This is a genomic window from Actinomadura sp. NPDC048394, assembly GCF_040651755.1.
Classification (GTDB): domain Bacteria; phylum Actinomycetota; class Actinomycetes; order Streptosporangiales; family Streptosporangiaceae; genus Spirillospora; species Spirillospora montaniterrae.
Genome location: NZ_JBEZJL010000010.1, coordinates 42,993 through 58,588, shown reverse-complemented (window position 1 = coordinate 58,588; position 15,596 = coordinate 42,993). Strand labels below are relative to the sequence as shown.

General features: G+C 74.1%; 15 protein-coding genes. 9 read left to right on the top strand and 6 right to left on the bottom strand.

The genetic code is table 11. The annotated features are described in order from the left end of the window. Positions 1 to 3: 3 nt before the first annotated feature. Positions 4 to 672 (bottom strand): TetR/AcrR family transcriptional regulator, encoded by a 669-nt coding sequence (locus AB0C78_RS08950; protein WP_360743952.1) that lies wholly within the window; start codon positions 670 to 672, stop codon positions 4 to 6. Between the two features lie 90 nt (positions 673 to 762). On the opposite strand from AB0C78_RS08950, the gene AB0C78_RS08945 reads away from it, so the two are divergent. Genes AB0C78_RS08945 through AB0C78_RS08905 form a run of 9 tightly spaced genes read left to right on the top strand, consistent with a single transcriptional unit; the run spans position 763 to position 9,973 of the window. Next, positions 763 to 2,058 (top strand): hypothetical protein, encoded by a 1,296-nt coding sequence (locus AB0C78_RS08945; RefSeq protein ID WP_360743949.1) that lies wholly within the window; start codon positions 763 to 765, stop codon positions 2,056 to 2,058. Positions 2,059 to 2,068: 10 nt separating this feature from the next. Next, positions 2,069 to 3,478 (top strand): acyl-CoA reductase, encoded by a 1,410-nt coding sequence (locus AB0C78_RS08940; RefSeq protein WP_360743946.1) that lies wholly within the window; start codon positions 2,069 to 2,071, stop codon positions 3,476 to 3,478. A 19-nt stretch (positions 3,479 to 3,497) separates the two neighbouring features. Further along, a complete protein-coding gene (locus tag AB0C78_RS08935) occupies positions 3,498 to 4,478 on the top strand; it encodes an aldo/keto reductase (protein ID WP_360743943.1) in 981 nt (326 codons plus the stop codon). Between the two features lie 21 nt (positions 4,479 to 4,499). After that, positions 4,500 to 5,480, top strand: coding sequence for a ferredoxin--NADP reductase (locus tag AB0C78_RS08930; protein WP_360743940.1), 981 nt, complete (start codon positions 4,500 to 4,502; stop codon positions 5,478 to 5,480). Position 5,481: 1 nt separating this feature from the next. Beyond that, on the top strand, positions 5,482 to 6,906 hold the full coding sequence (locus AB0C78_RS08925; protein ID WP_360743937.1) for an aldehyde dehydrogenase family protein: 1,425 nt from the start codon (positions 5,482 to 5,484) through the stop codon (positions 6,904 to 6,906). 24 nt (positions 6,907 to 6,930) lie between these two features. Continuing rightward, the gene (locus AB0C78_RS08920) at positions 6,931 to 7,335 is read left to right on the top strand and encodes a carboxymuconolactone decarboxylase family protein (RefSeq protein ID WP_360743934.1); all 405 of its coding nucleotides are present in this window, start codon (positions 6,931 to 6,933) and stop codon (positions 7,333 to 7,335) included. Further along, complete coding sequence (locus AB0C78_RS08915; protein ID WP_360743931.1) at positions 7,332 to 8,186, top strand: NAD(P)-dependent oxidoreductase; 855 nt, start codon at positions 7,332 to 7,334, stop codon at positions 8,184 to 8,186. Before AB0C78_RS08920 ends, AB0C78_RS08915 begins: the two co-directional genes overlap by 4 nt. Positions 8,187 to 8,193: 7 nt before the next feature. After that, a complete protein-coding gene (locus AB0C78_RS08910) occupies positions 8,194 to 9,105 on the top strand; it encodes an LLM class F420-dependent oxidoreductase (protein WP_360743928.1) in 912 nt (303 codons plus the stop codon). A 4-nt stretch (positions 9,106 to 9,109) separates the two neighbouring features. Further along, positions 9,110 to 9,973, top strand: a complete 864-nt coding sequence (locus AB0C78_RS08905) for an SDR family oxidoreductase (protein WP_360743925.1) — start codon at positions 9,110 to 9,112, stop codon at positions 9,971 to 9,973. Between the two features lie 18 nt (positions 9,974 to 9,991). Here AB0C78_RS08905 and AB0C78_RS08900 read toward each other — a convergent pair whose 3' ends face one another. The 5 genes from AB0C78_RS08900 to AB0C78_RS08880 form a co-directional block, all read right to left on the bottom strand. After that, positions 9,992 to 11,434, bottom strand: coding sequence for an AMP-binding protein (locus AB0C78_RS08900; RefSeq protein ID WP_360743922.1), 1,443 nt, complete (start codon positions 11,432 to 11,434; stop codon positions 9,992 to 9,994). Continuing rightward, positions 11,431 to 12,492, bottom strand: coding sequence for a CoA transferase (locus AB0C78_RS08895; protein WP_360743919.1), 1,062 nt, complete (start codon positions 12,490 to 12,492; stop codon positions 11,431 to 11,433). Before AB0C78_RS08895 ends, AB0C78_RS08900 begins: the two co-directional genes overlap by 4 nt. Further along, positions 12,489 to 13,445, bottom strand: a complete 957-nt coding sequence (locus tag AB0C78_RS08890; RefSeq protein ID WP_360743916.1) for an LLM class F420-dependent oxidoreductase — start codon at positions 13,443 to 13,445, stop codon at positions 12,489 to 12,491. Before AB0C78_RS08890 ends, AB0C78_RS08895 begins: the two co-directional genes overlap by 4 nt. Before the next feature lie 101 nt (positions 13,446 to 13,546). Further along, the gene (locus AB0C78_RS08885) at positions 13,547 to 13,957 is read right to left on the bottom strand and encodes a cobalamin B12-binding domain-containing protein (RefSeq protein WP_360743913.1); all 411 of its coding nucleotides are present in this window, start codon (positions 13,955 to 13,957) and stop codon (positions 13,547 to 13,549) included. Beyond that, a complete protein-coding gene (locus tag AB0C78_RS08880) occupies positions 13,957 to 15,579 on the bottom strand; it encodes a methylmalonyl-CoA mutase family protein (RefSeq protein ID WP_360743910.1) in 1,623 nt (540 codons plus the stop codon). Before AB0C78_RS08880 ends, AB0C78_RS08885 begins: the two co-directional genes overlap by 1 nt. Positions 15,580 to 15,596 lie beyond the last annotated feature (17 nt).

Genomic DNA, 15,596 nt, shown 5'->3' with positions numbered 1-15,596 from the left:
GGATCAGCCGGGCCGCAGGCCGCGCAGGAACAGCCGTACGGCGACGCGCGTGTGGTGCTCCCAGGTGGCCTCGTCGCGCTCGATGCCGAACGAGGCGAGCCGCGCCGGCATGCCCGAGACCATGGCGATGAAGTGCTCGGCCAGGATCTCGGGCTCGTCGGCCTGGATCGCGCCGGTGGCGGCGTGCCGCCGGAGCAGCTCGACGAGGAGCGGCTTGCGCGGGAAGTGACCGGCCGCGTAGGCGCGGCTCGCGAGGTCGGGGAACCGCGACGCGTGCGCGACGGCGATCCTGCTCAGCCTGACCATCGACGGGTCCAGCGCCCGGCGCAGCGCGGTGCGCGCGATGGCCGTCAGCGCGCCCTCCAGGTCGTCGAGGTCCGGGGCGGCGGGCTCGGTCCCGGGCCAGTCGGGGTCGGGGACGGCCTGCCTCAGGACGGAGGCGAAGACCTCCTCCTTGCCTTTGAACCGGGCGTAGAGCGACGCCTTCGTGGTGCCGGCGGCGCGCGCGATGGCGTCCATCGACGTTCCCTCGTAGCCGTGCTCCAGGAACAGGCTCAGCGCGGCGTCGCGGACGGCGCGGTCCAGTTCCGCCGCCTCCTCCAGCGTGGGCCGCCCGCCGCGGCGGGACCGCGTCCTCGGCGGCGGGGCGCCGGAAGCCTCCGATGGCGACATGCACGGAAGTCTGCCAGAACGGGGGTCTGGCCAAAAACTAGACTCATCAGTATGGTTTTTCCACCGGACCCCTACAGCCGAGGAGGCGTCATGCCCGTGGCAGCAGGTCGGCGGGACGATGTCGAGGAACTGGACGCGCGCTTCCAGGAGCGCCGCAAGCAGGTCCCCGTGCTCGCGCAGCGCGCCGAGGCGGAGGGCATCGCGGCGATCCGGTCCCCCGAGGACATGGTCCCGCTGCTCTTCCCGCACACCACCTACAAGAGCTATCCGGAATCGCTGGTCGCCAAGGGCCGGTGGGCGCAGATGAACCGCTGGCTGGACTCGCTGTCCACGTACCGGGTCGAGAACGTGGACGTGTCCGGCGTCGAGGACGTCGACGGCTGGATCGCCCGGCTGGAGGCCGCCGGGCATCTCGCGTCCAGCTCCAGCGGCACGAGCGGCAAGAACTCCTTCCTCAACAAGACCGAGCGGGACCGGGACGTGTCGCTGCGGAACTTCGTCGACTGCCTGACGGCGCTCGGCATGCCGCCCGAGCGCACCTGGCACGTCCTGCCCCTCGGCCCGCCGACCAGCGTCACCGCCCACCGGGTCTTCCGCGACATGGTCGTCGGCGCGTACCACCGGCCCGACGGCATCACGGTCGCCGAGAAGGCCGCGCCGGAGGGCCACCACCGCTACATGGCGCGGCTCACCGCGATGCGGCGGGCCATGGCGGACGGCACCGCGCGGCCCGACGAGGTCGCCGCCTTCGAGGAGGAGGCGGCACGGCGGCAGGCCGAGGTGACCGAGCGCCTGGACCGGATCGCGGAGCAGATCATCGCGCACCGCGCGGACCGCATGTTCTTCACCACGACGTTCCCGCTGGCCTTCCGGCTCTGCGAGGCCCTGGCGGAGCACGGCCTCGCGGAGGGCGACCTCACCGGGGACAACGCGCTGAGCTCCGGAGGCGGTCTGAAGGGCCTGGCGCTGCCGCCGGACTACCGGTCGCGCATCTCCCGAACCCTGAACGTCGCACCCGAGCGGCTCCTGCACTACTACTCGATGCAGGAGCTGAACGTCCGGATGCCGAAGTGCCTGGAGGGCCGCTACCACGTCCCGCCGCAGCTCACGCTGTTCGTGCTGGACCGCGACGGCGAGTCGTTCGCGGAGGTTTCGGACGGCCAGGCGGAGGGCCGCGCCGCCTTCTTCGACATGACCGTCGACGGGCGGTGGGGCGGCACGATCTCCGGCGACCGGATCCGCGCCGACCTCGCCGGCTGCCCGTGCGGACGCCCCGGCCCCACCGTGTTCGACGAGATCACCCGGTACTCCGACCTGCCCGACGGCGACAAGATCACGTGCGCCGGCACCATCGACGCCTACGTCCGCGGCTTCATCGACGCCTGAGGAGCGGGTCATGAGCACGAGCACCACGGCCGGCGCGCGGACGAGGATCCCCGTGCCGCACTTCGTCCGGGGCCGGCTGGTCTGGGGCGAGGACGCCGAGTACATGTCGCGGGACTTCGGCGTCCCGTTCGCCACGCCCGCGCTGCGGCTGGACGAGCTGTTCGAGCCGCGGACGCGGCCGGGCCCCGCCTTCGACGTCCCGATCTCGGAGATCATCGACCTGCTGGTGGAGACGGGGCGGCGGTTCGTCCTGGAGACGAACCCGTACCTGCAGGAGTCGCTGGAGATGACGCTGCGGGTGAGCCCGCTGCCGCGGCGCGTCGTCGAGAACACCTACCGCCGTCCCGGCCAGTTCCTGACCAGGGAGGCGCTGGAGTACCGGCTGCGCCGGACGTTCGGGAGCCTGGACGTCCTGGACGGCTGGGTGGAGCACACCGACCCGGCCGGCAACGTCAGCCGGGTGCGGGCGTTCCCGCCCCGCCTGGTGCACATGCTCGCGGGCAACTCCCCGAGCGGCGCGATGATGTCGGTCGCGGACGCCGCGCTGGTCAAGGCGGTCAACGTGTTCAAGATGCCGTCGGGCGACCCGTTCACGACAGTCGCGGTCCTACGCACCATGGCCGACATCGCGCCGGACCACCCGGTGCTCCGCTCCATGTCGGCGGTGTACTGGCGGGGCGGCGACACGCGGGTCGAGAACGTCCTGTACCGGTCGCAGTACTTCGACAAGCTCGTCGCCTGGGGCGGCGGCGAGGCGATCGCCAACGCCGCGAAGTACGTCGCCCCGGGATTCCAGCTGATCTCGTTCGACCCGAAGGTGTCGATGGCGGTCGTCGGCCGGGAGGCGTTCGCGTCGCAGGAGCGGCTGCGGGAGGCGGCCGACCTCGCCGCCGCCGACGCGACCGTCTACAACCAGGACGCCTGCGTGGCGCCCCGGCAGGTCTTCGTCGAGGGCACCCTCGACCAGGTCGACCGCTTCTGCGCGCTGCTGTGCGAGCGGATGGGGGTGGACCGGGAGTTCGGCTCCGCGGTCGGCCCGCGGCCGCCCGCCGACATCCGCGAGGCCGTCGAGGGGCTGCGCTTCCTGGAGCCGGACTACCGGGTCTGGGGCGACCACGACGGCCGGGGCCTCGTCGTGCGCTCCCCCGAGCCGGTCGACTTCCACCCGACGAACAAGACGGTCAACGTCGTGCCGGTCCTGGACGTGCTCGACTCCGCCGGGCACGCGACCGTGGCGACGCAGACCGTCGGCGTCTACCCGGCGCACCTGAAGGCCGAGCTGCGCGACCGGCTCGCCACCGCCGGCGTCCAGCGGGTGGTGAAGCTCGGCAGCGCGCTCAAGAGCAGCCTCGGCAACCCGCACGACGCGATGTACCCGCTGCACCGGATGGTCCACTGGGTGGTCGACGACGATGCCTGAGCCCGGACGGGAAACGGGCATGCGGCACCGGCTGCTCGGGCGCTCCGGCATGCGGGTCAGCGAGCTGTGCCTCGGCACCATGACGTTCGGCTCCGGCGACCGGACGGCCGGTGCCGACGAGGACGCGTGCCGCGCCATCTACGCCGCGTACCGGGCGGCGGGCGGGAACTTCGTCGACACCGCCGGCGTCTACTCCGGCGGCGAGAGCGAGACGATCGTCGGCCGGCTGATCGCCGCCGAGCGCGACGCGGTGGTGGTCGCGACCAAGTTCGCGCTGCCGGCCGGCGACGACGCCAACTCCGGCGGCGCCCACCGCAAGAGCATGCGCCGCAGCGTCGAGACGAGCCTGCGACGGCTCGGCACCGACCACGTCGACCTGCTGTGGGTGCACGCGTGGGACCAGTGCACGCCGGCCGAGGAGACCCTGCGCGGGCTCGACGACCTCGTCCAGGCGGGCAAGGTCCTGGCGATCGGCGTCAGCAACACGCCCGCGTGGGTGATCGCCCGGTCGCAGGCCATCGCCGAGCTGCGCGGGTGGAGCGCCTTCTGCGCGCTCCAGGTGGAGTACTCGCTGGCGGCCCGCACGGTGGAGCGCGAGCTCCTGCCGATGGCGGCGTCGCTCGGGCTGGCCGTGAGCGGATGGAGCCCGCTCGCGCGGGGCCTCCTCGCGGGCAAGGAGCCGGGCGTCCGGGCGAAGGCGCTGTACCCGGGGCTGCGGCGGGCGGTGGACGCCGCCGCGGCCGTGGCGTCGGAGATCGGCACCACGACCGCGCGCGTCGCGCTCGCCTGGCTGCTGAGGCAGGGCGTCACGCCGGTGCTGGGCGCCAGCAGGCCCGCGCAGATCCGCGACAACCTCGGCGCGCTGGACGTCCGGCTGGACGGCGAGCAGGCGGCGCGGCTGGACGAGGCCACCCGCGTCGACCTCGGATACCCGCACGACTTCCTCCGCGCGCGGTGCCCGACCCTCGCGATCCCCGCTGGAGAATTGCGTTCTCTATGACAGAGAAGCTAGATTCCATATATGGCGCACGACCATGGCTTCCATCCGGTCCGGGTCACCCGGGTCATCGACGAGACGGCCGACGCGCGGACCTACGCGCTCGACGCGCCGTTCTCCTACCGCGCGGGCCAGTTCCTCACGTTCAAGGCCTGCGGGACCCTGCGCAGCTACTCGATGTCCAGCTCGCCGGACACCGACACCGAGCTGCGGACGACGGTGAAGCGGGTGCCGGGCGGCCTGGTCTCCAACTGGATGCTCGACAACCTCCGGCCCGGCGACCTGGTCGAGGTCACCCGCCCGGCGGGCGCGTTCTGCCTGCGCGAGACCGCGGCCCCGCTGGTGGCGTTCTGCGGGGGCAGCGGCATCACGCCGATCGCGTCCCTCGTCAAGAGCGCGCTGGCCACCACCGAGCGGCGCGTCCGGGTGCTGGCGGCCGACCGGGACGGCGGCTCGGTCATCTTCGGGGACGAGCTCGCCGAGCTGGCGGGCCGGTATCCCGGGCGCTTCGAGATCGAGCGCCACCTCGACGCCGAGCGCGGCCTCGTCACCGGCGACCGGGTCCGCGCCTTCACCGGCGCCGACCAGGACGCCGACTTCTACATCTGCGGCCCGGCGCCGTTCATGGACCTCGTGGAGAGCACCCTGCTGTCGCTGGGCGTGGAGGAAGGCCGCATCTTCATCGAGCGGTTCGCCGCTGCGGACGAGGCGCCGGCGGGCCCGGAGAAGGAGGGCACGGTCACGATCTCCCAGGGCGGCAAGAAGAAGACCGTCCCGCAGCGCGCCGGCGAGACGCTGCTCCAGAGCGCGCGCAGAGCCGGGCTCGTGCCGCCGTTCTCCTGCGAGGCGGGCAACTGCGCCACGTGCATGGCCCAGGTCACCGAAGGAGAGGCCAAGATGCGCGTCAACAACGCGCTGGAGGACGACGAGGTCGCCGAAGGCTGGGTCCTCACCTGCCAGGGCGAGCCGACGACCGAGCACGTCACCGTCGTCTACGAGGACTGACATGGGCGTTCGCCACCAGCACTGGATCGGAGGCCGGCCCGCGGAACCGGCGGACGGCGGCTACCTGCCCACCGTCGACCCCTCGACGCGGCTGCCGGGCGACGAGATCGCCGCGGGCTCGGCCGCCGACGCTGACCGAGCCGTGACGGCGGCTGCCGCCGCGCAGCCGGGCTGGGCGGAACGGTCCGGCGCGGAGCGCGCCGAGGTGCTGCACCGCGTCGCCGGCGCCATCGAAAGCGGCGCCGAAGAGCTCATGGAAGTGGAGCGGGCGTGCACCGGGAAGACCGAGGGCCAGCTCCGCATGGAGGTCGGCATGTCGGCCGACTACTTCCGCTACTACGCCGGGATCCTGCGCGCCCACCACGGCCGCACCATCGACCTCGGCGCGGGGAACCACGCCTACACGCGGCTCGAACCGTACGGCGTCGTCGCGGCGATCACCCCGTGGAACCTGCCCCTGAACCAGGCGTGCCGGGCGCTCGCTCCGGCGCTGGCCGCCGGGAACGCGGTGGTCGCCAAGCCGTCGGAGTTCACCTCGGTGTCGACGCTGTGCCTGGCCCGCCTCGCCGGAGAGGCCGGGCTCCCGGACGGGCTGCTGAACGTGGTGACGGGCACCGGCCCGGACGCGGGCACGCCGCTCGCCGCCCATCCCGGGGTGCGGCGCGTGACCTTCACCGGCTCGGTCGCCACCGGACGGCTCCTGGCCGGGATCGCCGCCGACCGGCTCGTCCCGATGACGCTCGAACTCGGCGGCAAGTCGCCGCTGGTGGTGTTCGCCGACGCCGACACCGACCGGGCGATCGCCGCCGCGGTGTCGGCGGTCGCGTTCAACGCCGGGCAGGTGTGCTCCGCCACGACCCGCCTCCTCGTCGAGGCGCCCGCCCATGACGCGGTGGTCGCGGGCGTGGTGGAGGCCGTCGAGCGGCTCCGGCCGGGCGCCGACTTCGGCCCGATGATCACCGAGGCGCAATTCCGCAAGGTCCTCGGGCACTTCGACGACGCGAAGCGCCAGGGCGCGGTTCCGGTCACCGGCGGGTCCGCCTACGACGACGGGCCCGGGGCGAGCGGGCGGTTCATCCGTCCGACCGTCTACGCCGGGGTGGCACCCGACCTCAGGATCGCCCGCGAGGAGGTGTTCGGGCCCGTCCTCGTCACGATGCCGTTCGCGGACGAGGCCGAGGCGGTCGCGCTCGCCAACGACACCGACTACGGGCTCGTCGCGGCGGTCTGGAGCGGCGACGCGGCCCGCGGGCTGCGGGTCGCCGAGCGGATCGACGCGGGGCAGGTGGCGGTGAACGGCGGCGCGCTCGGCGTCGAGACGCCGTTCGGCGGCTTCAAGGCCAGCGGATACGGACGCGAGAAGGGCATCGAGGCCCTCCACGAGTACGCCCAGACCAAGACGATCAGCCTGTCCCTGCGCCCCTGAGGGCTCCGCCCCGGAGAGGACCCCATGGAAGAGAGCGAGAAGCTGAGCGCGGCGCGCGCGGTGCGCCGCGCCGTGCTCGGCGACGCCTACGTCGACGCCTCGGCCGCCGATCCCGACCCGGTCACCGCGGACTTCCAGGACTACGTGACGGCGGTGGCGTGGGGCGCGTGGGCGCGGGGCGGCGCCCTGACCAACCGCGACCGGAGCCTGCTGGTGCTGGCGATGACCGCCGCGCTCGGGCGGATGGAGGAGTTCCGCCTGCACGCGGGCAGCGCGCACCGCGCGGGCGTGACCGACGCGGAGATCGACGAACTCCTGTTCCAGGTCACCGGCTACTGCGGCGCCCCGGCAGGCGTCGCCGCGCGGAGGAGCGTCAAGCAGGTCCGCGCCGAACGCGAGCGGGCCGCGCGGGACGGGGCGGGGCGGTGACGGCCGTCGGGTTCGTGGGCCTCGGCAACATGGGCGCCGCGCTGGCCGCCAACCTCGTCGGAGCGGGCCTGACGGTCGTCGCGCACGACGCCGCCGGGCCGGAGCGCTGCCCGCCGGGCGCGACCCATGTCGGTGACGCCGGGCAGGTCGCCGAGAAGACCGACGTCGTGGTGTTCAGCCTGCCGGACGGGACGGCCTCCGAGCAGGTGGCCCGGGAGATCGCCGGGACGCCCGGCCGCCGCGCCGCCCACGTCGTCGACACCTCCACGATCGGGGTGAGCGCCGCCCGTGACGTCGCCGCGCTGCTGGCGGAGAGCGGGATCGGCTACGTCGACGCGCCCGTGTCGGGGGGTGTCGCGGGAGCCCGCGCCCGCACGCTCGCGGTCATGTACTCCGGGACGGACGAGGCCTGCGAGCGCGTCGAGCCGGTGCTCGCCGGGCTGAGCGACCGCCGCCACCGGGTCGGCGACCGGCCGGGGCTCGCGCAGGCCCTGAAGCTGGCGAACAACTTCCTGTCGGCGACCGCGCTCGCCGCGACCAGCGAGGCGGTCGCGTTCGGGGTGGCGGCCGGGCTCGACATGGGCACGATGCTCACCGTGCTGAACGCGGCGAGCGGCCGCAGCGCCGCGACCAGCGACAAGTTCCCCGAGCACGTGCTCACCGGCCGCTACGCGTCGGGCTTCACCAACTCCCTCATGAGCAAGGACGTCCGCCTCTACCTGCGCTCGGTGCAGGACCAGGGCGGCCCCACCGCGGTCGGCGCGGTGACGGCGTCGATCTGGGAGCGGTTCGCCGACGCCGAGCCCGGCGCGGACTTCACGCGCATCTTCCCCTTCGTCCAACACCCGTGAGGTGCCGATGCGGTTCATCTTCCACTATCCCGAGACCGGCGGGCTCGACGGCGACGTCCTCGACGCCGGGCCGCTGCGCGATGTGGCGGCCGCGGCGGAGCGCGCCGGCTTCGACGGGCTGTCGCTCAGCGAGCACCCGGTGCCGGGCGCCCGGTGGCTGGCGTCGGGCGGGCACCAGACGCTCGATCCGTTCGTCGCGCTCGGGTACGTCGCCGCGGCGACCGAGCGGCTGCGGCTGCTCACCCATCTGGCCGTCGCGCCCTACCGCAACCCGTTCCTGCTGGCCAAGGCCGCCGCGACGCTCGACAAGCTCTCGGGCGGCCGGCTGATCCTCGGGCTCGGCACCGGCTACCAGAAGAGCGAGTTCCACGCCCTCGGCGTCGACATCGACGAGCGCAACGCCCTGTTCGACGAGACGCTGGACGTGCTCCCGCTGCACTGGAGCGGCGAGCCGTTCGGCTACCAAGGCCGGCATTTCAGCGCCCGCGACGTCATCGCGCGGCCCCGCCCCGTCCAGGACCCGATCCCGGTCTGGATCGGCGGCAACTCCCGGCTCAGCCGCCGCCGCGTCGCGGAGCGGGCGCAGGGCTGGATGCCGATGACCGGCGGCGCGCAGCTGAGCACCACCGCCCGCACCCCCGCCCTCGGCACGCTCGACGAGCTGGCCGCGGCCGTGTCCGAGATGCGGGACGCGGCTGCCGCGGCCGGCCGCGACGACCGCATCGACGTGCTGCACTCCTACCAGGGCCCGGGGATCGAGGCGCCCGCCGCCGACGCGGACCGGCACCGGGAGGCGCTCGGCGAGATCGAGAAGGCGGGCGTCACCTGGGTGCTGGTGTCGAGCCGGACCGCCTCGCTCCCGGCCACGCTGGAGTTCCTGGACTCGTTCGGCGCCACCTATCTGCGGGACGGGCGGTAGCGGCATGGGCTGGTTCGAGGAACGCGGCGGCCTCGCCGGCACCGTCGCGGTGATCACGGGCGGTGCGGGCGGCCTCGGCGAGGCGGTCACGGCGGATCTGGCCGCCAACGGCGTCCGCCCCGCGGTGCTCGACGTCGACGGCGACGCGGTCGCCTCGCTGCGGGGCTCGTTGGAGGAGCAGGGCCGCGACGCGATCGTCCGGCAGGGCGACGTCCGCGATCCCGACGCGCTCGCCGCGCTGTTCGCGGCCGTGGACGACCGCTGGGGACGCCTCGACACCCTCGTCAACGTCGTCGGCGGGACGTTCCGGGCGCCCTTCACCGACACCACGCCGAAGGGCTGGGACGCGCTGTTGCGCGCGAACCTGACGCACGTCCTGCACGCCTGCTCGCTCGCCGCCGGGCGGATGCGGGCGGGCGGGCGCGGCGGCAGCATCGTCAACATCACGACCATCGAGGCGCACCGGGCCGCGCCCGGCTTCGCGGTCTACGCGGCGGCGAAGGCCGCGGTCGAGCAGTTCGGGCGGACGCTCGCCGTCGAGCTGGCCCCGGACGGCATCCGGGTCAACAACGTCGCGCCCGACTACGCCCCGACGGCGAACCTCGCGAAGCTGTCGGCAGGCGACCACGCCCTGTCCGACCCGGCCGGGATCCGCGTCGCGTTCCCCATGGGACGGGTGGGCCGGGCCGCCGACGTCTCGGGGTGCGTGGTGTTCCTCGCGTCGGGCCTGTCGGCTTATGTCACCGGGAGCACCCTGCACCCGGACGGCGGCACCCACGCGTCCTCCGGCTGGTTCAACTGGCCGGGGACGGGATGGGCGAACCATGTGCCGATGCCGGTGCTGGAGAAGCTGGCGCCGGAGGACTGACCGGCGGCCCGCCGCCGTTCAGCCGCCGGGCGCGCGTCCGTGGCGTTCCTTGAGCACCCGGCGCAGCACCTTGCCCGACGGCAGGCGCGGGATCTCCTCGACGAGCACGACCTCCTTCGGCCGCTTGTAGGAGGCCAGCCGGTCGCCCACCAGCGCGATCAGCTCGGCGGGCCCGACCGGCTCGGCGGACTCGGCCGGGGCGACCGCCGCGACGACCGCCTCCCCGTCCGCCGCGTCCTGGATCCCGTACACGGCGCAGTCGGCGACACCGGGATGGCCGTGCAGGACGGCCTCGACCTCGGCGGGCGCGACCTGGAACCCGCGCACCTTGATCATTTCCTTGGCGCGGTCGGTGAGGCGGACCCAGCCGTCGGCGTCGATGTGGCCGACGTCGCCGGTGCGGTACCAGCCGTCGTCGAAGGCGGCCGCGGTCGCGTCCGCGGGCAGGTAGCCGGCCATGAGCGACGCCGACCTGGCCTGGATCTCGCCGGTCTCCCCCGGCCCCGCCACCGCACCGGTCTCCAGCGACACCACCCGCAGCGTCACCCCCGGCGCGGCGCGTCCCACGCTGTCCAGGCGCGCGCCGCGGACGGGATTGCAGGCGATGACGGGCAGCTCGCTCGCGCCGTAGGCGGGCACCCAGCCGACGCCCGTCCGCCGGGTGACGGTCTCGGCGACCTCCGGGGTCACCGGCGTCGCGCCCCACATGATGTAGCGCAGCGACGACAGGTCGAACGACTCCAGCTTCGGATGCGACGCGATCGCCAGCGCGATCGGCGCGACGGCCATCTCCACGGTGATCCGGTCGGCCTCGATGGCGCGCAGCAGCACGTCCAGGTCGAAGCGGCGGTGCAGCCGCATCCAGGCGCCGGTCTCCAGCGCCGTCTCGATGTTGAGCAGGCCGAGGATGTGCGAGGGCGGCGTGGCGATCTGGATCCGGTCGCGCCCGGTCAGCTCGAGGGTCGCGCGCCAGTCGCGGACGGCGGCGCGGAACGAGGCGTGCGTGTGCCGGACGGCCTTCGGCAGGCCGGTCGTCCCGGAGCTGAACACCAGGACGGCGTCGGCGCCGGGCGCGGGCTCGGGGAAGGTCGCGGACGACGGCTCGATCGGCTCCTCGTCCAGGTGCAGCATCAGCATGAGCTCGGCAAGGAGCGGATGGTCGCCCACCGCGTGCGCCGGCTCGGTGATCTTCAGGGCGTGCTCGACCTCGCCGCGCCTCCAGGCGGGGCTGAACAGCACGACCGCCGCCCCGAGCCGCCAGATCGCCCGGACGGCGACGACGAACTCGGGCCGGTTCGAGCACATGAGCGCGACGCGGTCGCCGGGCCGCACGCCCCGCCGCGCCAGCGTCAGGGCCAGCCCGCCGGCGAGCGCGTCGAGCCGCGCGGCACTGTACTCGCGCTCCTCGAAGGCGAGCGCGGCCCGCTCGCCCGCATCGCCGCGCGTTGACCGCCCGCTCATGTGACCGAGGGCGTGTTCGCCGGGTCGCCGTGCTCGCCGAGCCGGGGCGGCGCGCCGTAACGGGGCTCGTATCCGGCGACCTTGATCGGGCTGCCGACCAGCCGGTACTCCCCCGCCTTCACGATGACGTCGGGGGCGGCCAGCAGCGCCTCCGGCAGCGTCCGGACGGCGGCGGCCGGGATGCCCAGGGGGCGCAGCCGGGCCTCCCAGCCCGCGGCGGTGTCCGTGGCGAGGACGCCCGTCACCACGGCGAGGACCTCTTCGCGCCGGGCCACCCGATCCGCCATCGTCGGGAAGCCCTCGACGCCCGTCTCACCGCAGAACGCCCGCCAGAAGCCGTCGTGGGTGATGAACAACGCCAGATATCCGTCGGCGGTCGGGAAGAGCTGCGCCGGGACGTAGTACGAGTGCGCCCCGAACGGCAGGCGGCGGGGCTCGGCGCCCTCGTTGAGGTAGGCGGACGCGCGGTAGTTGAGCTGGGACAGCATCACGTCGCGCAGCGACACCTCCACCTGCCCGCCGCGTCCCGACACGATCTGGGCGAGCAGCCCCAGCGCGGCGGTCAGCCCCGCCGAGTTGTCGGCCGACGAGTAGCCCGGCAGCGTCGGCGGCCCGGACGGGTCGCCGGTCAGCGCGGCGACCCCGGTCGCGGCCTGGACGACGTAGTCGAAGGCGGGGTGGTCGCCGGCGTGCAGGCCGAAGCCGGTGAGCGCGACGCAGACGATCCGCTCGTTGTGCCGCCGCAGCGCGTCGTAGGTGAGCCCGAGCCGGTGGATCGCGGACGGCTTGAGGTTGACCAGCAGCGCGTGCGACTCCGCGACCAGTTCGCCTAGCCGGGCCTGCCCGTCCTCGGCCGTCAGGTCCAGCCGGACGCTGCGCTTGCCGCGGTTGAGGCTGGCGAAGTAGGCGTCGCTGACCTGCCGCGACAGGTCCCCGCCCGGTGGCTCGATCTTGGTGACCTCGGCGCCGAGGTCGGCGAGCATCATCGTGGCGTAGGGGCCGGCGAGGATGTGGCCGACCTCCAGCACGCGGACGCCCGCCAGCGGCCCGGCGCTCATCTCAGCTCCGCCGCCAGCCCGGCGAGCATCTCCTTGGTCCGCTCCTTGGAGGCGACCAGCTCGTCCCGGCCCTCGCCGATCGGCAGCAGCCGCACCGACAGGTCGGTGACGCCGGCGTCGGCGAACCGGCGCAGCCGCGCCCTGATGGCCGCCTCGTCGCCGGCCGCGCAGATGTCGCCGACGTCGCGGGCGGCGCCGTACTCCAGCAGCCGCTGGTAGTTCGGGGAGATCTCCGCCTCGCCGAGGACGCGGTTGGCGCGCTCGCGCGCCGCGTCCACCTCCGACGGCCTGCACAGGCACACCGGGACGCCCGCGACGATCCGCGGCGCGGGACGTCCGGCGGCCTCGGCCGCCGCCGTGATGCGCGGGACGACGTGCTCGCCGACGGCCTTCTCGTCCGCCATCCACAGCACGGTCCCGTCGGCGCGCTCCCCCGCGAGCTTCAGCATCACCGGGCCGAGCGCGGCGACCAGCACCGGCAGCGGGCCCACCGGCCCGAGGCCCAGCGGGTTGTGCACCGTGAACGTCTTGTTCTCCACCTCGACCGGGCCCGGCCCGGCGAACGCGGCGTCGAGGACGTCGAGGTAGTCGCGGGTGTACCCGGCGGGCCGCTCGTAGGGCAGCCCGAGCATGTCCCGCACGATCCAGTGGTGGGACGGGCCGACGCCGAGCGCGAGCCGCCCGCCCGTGGCGGCCTGCGCGGACAGCGCCTGCCGCGCGAGCGCGATCGGATGCTGCGCCTGCAGCGGGACGACCGCGGTCCCGATCTCGATCCGGTCCGTCGCCGTGCCCATCAGCGCCACCGCCAGCAGCGCGTCGAAATCCGTCGGGACCTGCGGCACCCACACGGTGTCCAGCCCGGCGGACTCGGCCCACCGGGCGTCGTCCACCATCCGCTTCGCCTTGCGGGCGGAGTCCCCGCGCTCCGGCCCGCTCATCACACCGATCCGCACGGCTCCTCCAAGTTCGCTGAGGTCAGGTCCACGCGCACGGGGCCGGGTGCCGGCCCGGCCGCGTGCGCCTCCGCGCGCGCCGTGCGCGGAGGGTCAGGGGGTCAGCCCCGCTCGGTCGGGGCGGGGGCGGCGGTCAGCGCGCGCACCCCGTCCACGAGCTCGTCGAGCGGGGTGCCGGTCGGGAACACCGCGGCGGCGCCCGCCTCGCGCAGGCGCGGGACGTCCGCCGCCGGGACGGTGCCACCGACGATGACGGTGATGTCGGCGGCGCCGGCGGCGCGCAGGCCCTCGACGGTGCGGGCGGTGAGCGCCAGGTGCGCGCCGGACAGGATGCTGAGGCCGACGACCGCGACGTCCTCCTGCAGCGCGATCGCGACGATGTCGTCGACGCGCTGCCGGATGCCGGTGAACACCACCTCGAAGCCGGCGTCGCGCAGCGCGCGGGCGACGACCTTCGCGCCGCGGTCGTGGCCGTCGAGGCCGGGCTTGGCGATCAGGACGCGGGCCGGCATCAGAACACCACCGGCTGCTGGAACTCGCCCCAGACCGCCTTCAGCGCGGCGACCATCTCGCCGACCGTGCAGTAGGCGCCGGCGCAGTCGATCAGGGGGCCCATCAGGTTGTCCTCGCCTTCGGCGGCACGGGACAGGTCGGCGAGCCGGGCGCGGACGTCGGCGGGATCGCGCTCCGCCTTCACCCGCGCCAGCCGTTTCAGCTGCCGGTCCCGGCCGGCCGCGTCCAGCTCGTAGGTCGCGATCTCCGGCGCCGGCTCGTCGGAGGCGAACCGGTTGACGCCGACGACCGGGCGCGCCCCGGACTCGACGTCCCGCTGGAGCCGGTACGCCTCGTCGGCGATGAGGCCCTGCAGGTAGCCGTCCTCGATCGCGCGGACCATCCCGCCGTGCCGGTCGAGGTCGTCCATGATCTCGACGATGCGCGCCTCGGTCGCGTCGGTGAGCGCCTCCACGAAGTAGGAGCCGCCGAGCGGGTCGGCGACCCGGGCGACGCCCGTCTCGTGGGCGAGGATCTGCTGGGTGCGCAGCGCCAGCGTCGCCGACTCCTCGCTGGGCAGCGCGAACGGCTCGTCCCACGCGGCGGTGAACATCGACTGGACGCCGCCGAGCACCGACGCCATCGCCTCGTAGGCGACCCGCACGACGTTGTTGCGCGCCTGCGGCGCGTACAGGGACGCGCCGCCCGCCACGCAGCCGAACCGGAACATCGACGCCTTGTCGGTGGTCGCGCCGTAGCGTTCCCGGACGATGGTCGCCCAGCGCCGCCGTCCCGCCCGGTACTTGGCGATCTCCTCGAAGAAGTCGCCGTGCGTGTAGAAGAAGAACGACACCTGCGGCGCGAACTCCTCGATCGTCATGCGGCCGCGCTCGACGACGGTGTCGCAGTAGGTCACCCCGTCGGCGAGTGTGAACGCCATCTCCTGGACGGCGTTGGCGCCGGCGTCGCGGAAGTGCGCGCCCGCCACCGAGATCGCGTTGAACCGCGGCACCTCCGCCGCGCAGAACTCGATGGTGTCGGCGATCAGCCGCAGCGACGGCTCCGGCGGCCAGATCCAGGTGCCGCGCGAGGCGTACTCCTTGAGGATGTCGTTCTGGATGGTGCCGGTGAGCTTCGCGCGCGGCACCCCCTTGCGCTCGGCCGCGGCCACGTAGAACGCCAGCAGGATCGCCGCCGTCCCGTTGATGGTGAAGCTGGTGCTGATCGCGTCCAGCGGGATGCCGTCGAACAGGATCTCGGCGTCGGCGAGGGTGTCGACGGCGACGCCGACGCGGCCGACCTCGTCGGCCACCTCCGGGTCGTCGGAGTCGTAGCCGCACTGGGTGGGCAGGTCCAGCGCCACGGAGAGCCCGGTGCCGCCCTGGTCGAGCAGGTAGCGGTAGCGGCGGTTGGACTCCTCCGCGGTGCCGAACCCGGAGTACTGCCGGAACGTCCAGAGCCGGCCCCGGTAGCCGGAAGCGTAGTTGCCGCGGGTGAACGGGAAGCGCCCCGGTTCGGGCGGCTCGGCTCCCGCGTCCGCCGGCCCGTAGACCGGCTGGAGCGGGATGCCGGACGCGGTCCGCGTGAGGCCGCTCTTCGCGGGATCCGTCTTCGCGGGATCCGTCTTCGCGGGATCGTTCATCGCCGGATGCGGACGCG

Coding starts and splice junctions, on each gene's coding strand:
- AB0C78_RS08925 (WP_360743937.1), top strand. CDS start 5,482: ATGGGCGTTCGCCACCAGCACTGGATCGGAGGCCGGCCCGCGGAACCG.
- AB0C78_RS08885 (WP_360743913.1), bottom strand. CDS start 13,957: ATGCCGGCCCGCGTCCTGATCGCCAAGCCCGGCCTCGACGGCCACGAC.
- AB0C78_RS08920 (WP_360743934.1), top strand. CDS start 6,931: ATGGAAGAGAGCGAGAAGCTGAGCGCGGCGCGCGCGGTGCGCCGCGCC.
- AB0C78_RS08910 (WP_360743928.1), top strand. CDS start 8,194: ATGCGGTTCATCTTCCACTATCCCGAGACCGGCGGGCTCGACGGCGAC.
- AB0C78_RS08935 (WP_360743943.1), top strand. CDS start 3,498: ATGCGGCACCGGCTGCTCGGGCGCTCCGGCATGCGGGTCAGCGAGCTG.
- AB0C78_RS08945 (WP_360743949.1), top strand. CDS start 763: ATGCCCGTGGCAGCAGGTCGGCGGGACGATGTCGAGGAACTGGACGCG.
- AB0C78_RS08895 (WP_360743919.1), bottom strand. CDS start 12,492: ATGAGCGCCGGGCCGCTGGCGGGCGTCCGCGTGCTGGAGGTCGGCCAC.
- AB0C78_RS08900 (WP_360743922.1), bottom strand. CDS start 11,434: ATGAGCGGGCGGTCAACGCGCGGCGATGCGGGCGAGCGGGCCGCGCTC.
- AB0C78_RS08940 (WP_360743946.1), top strand. CDS start 2,069: ATGAGCACGAGCACCACGGCCGGCGCGCGGACGAGGATCCCCGTGCCG.
- AB0C78_RS08950 (WP_360743952.1), bottom strand. CDS start 672: ATGTCGCCATCGGAGGCTTCCGGCGCCCCGCCGCCGAGGACGCGGTCC.
- AB0C78_RS08905 (WP_360743925.1), top strand. CDS start 9,110: ATGGGCTGGTTCGAGGAACGCGGCGGCCTCGCCGGCACCGTCGCGGTG.
- AB0C78_RS08880 (WP_360743910.1), bottom strand. CDS start 15,579: ATGAACGATCCCGCGAAGACGGATCCCGCGAAGACGGATCCCGCGAAG.
- AB0C78_RS08930 (WP_360743940.1), top strand. CDS start 4,500: ATGGCGCACGACCATGGCTTCCATCCGGTCCGGGTCACCCGGGTCATC.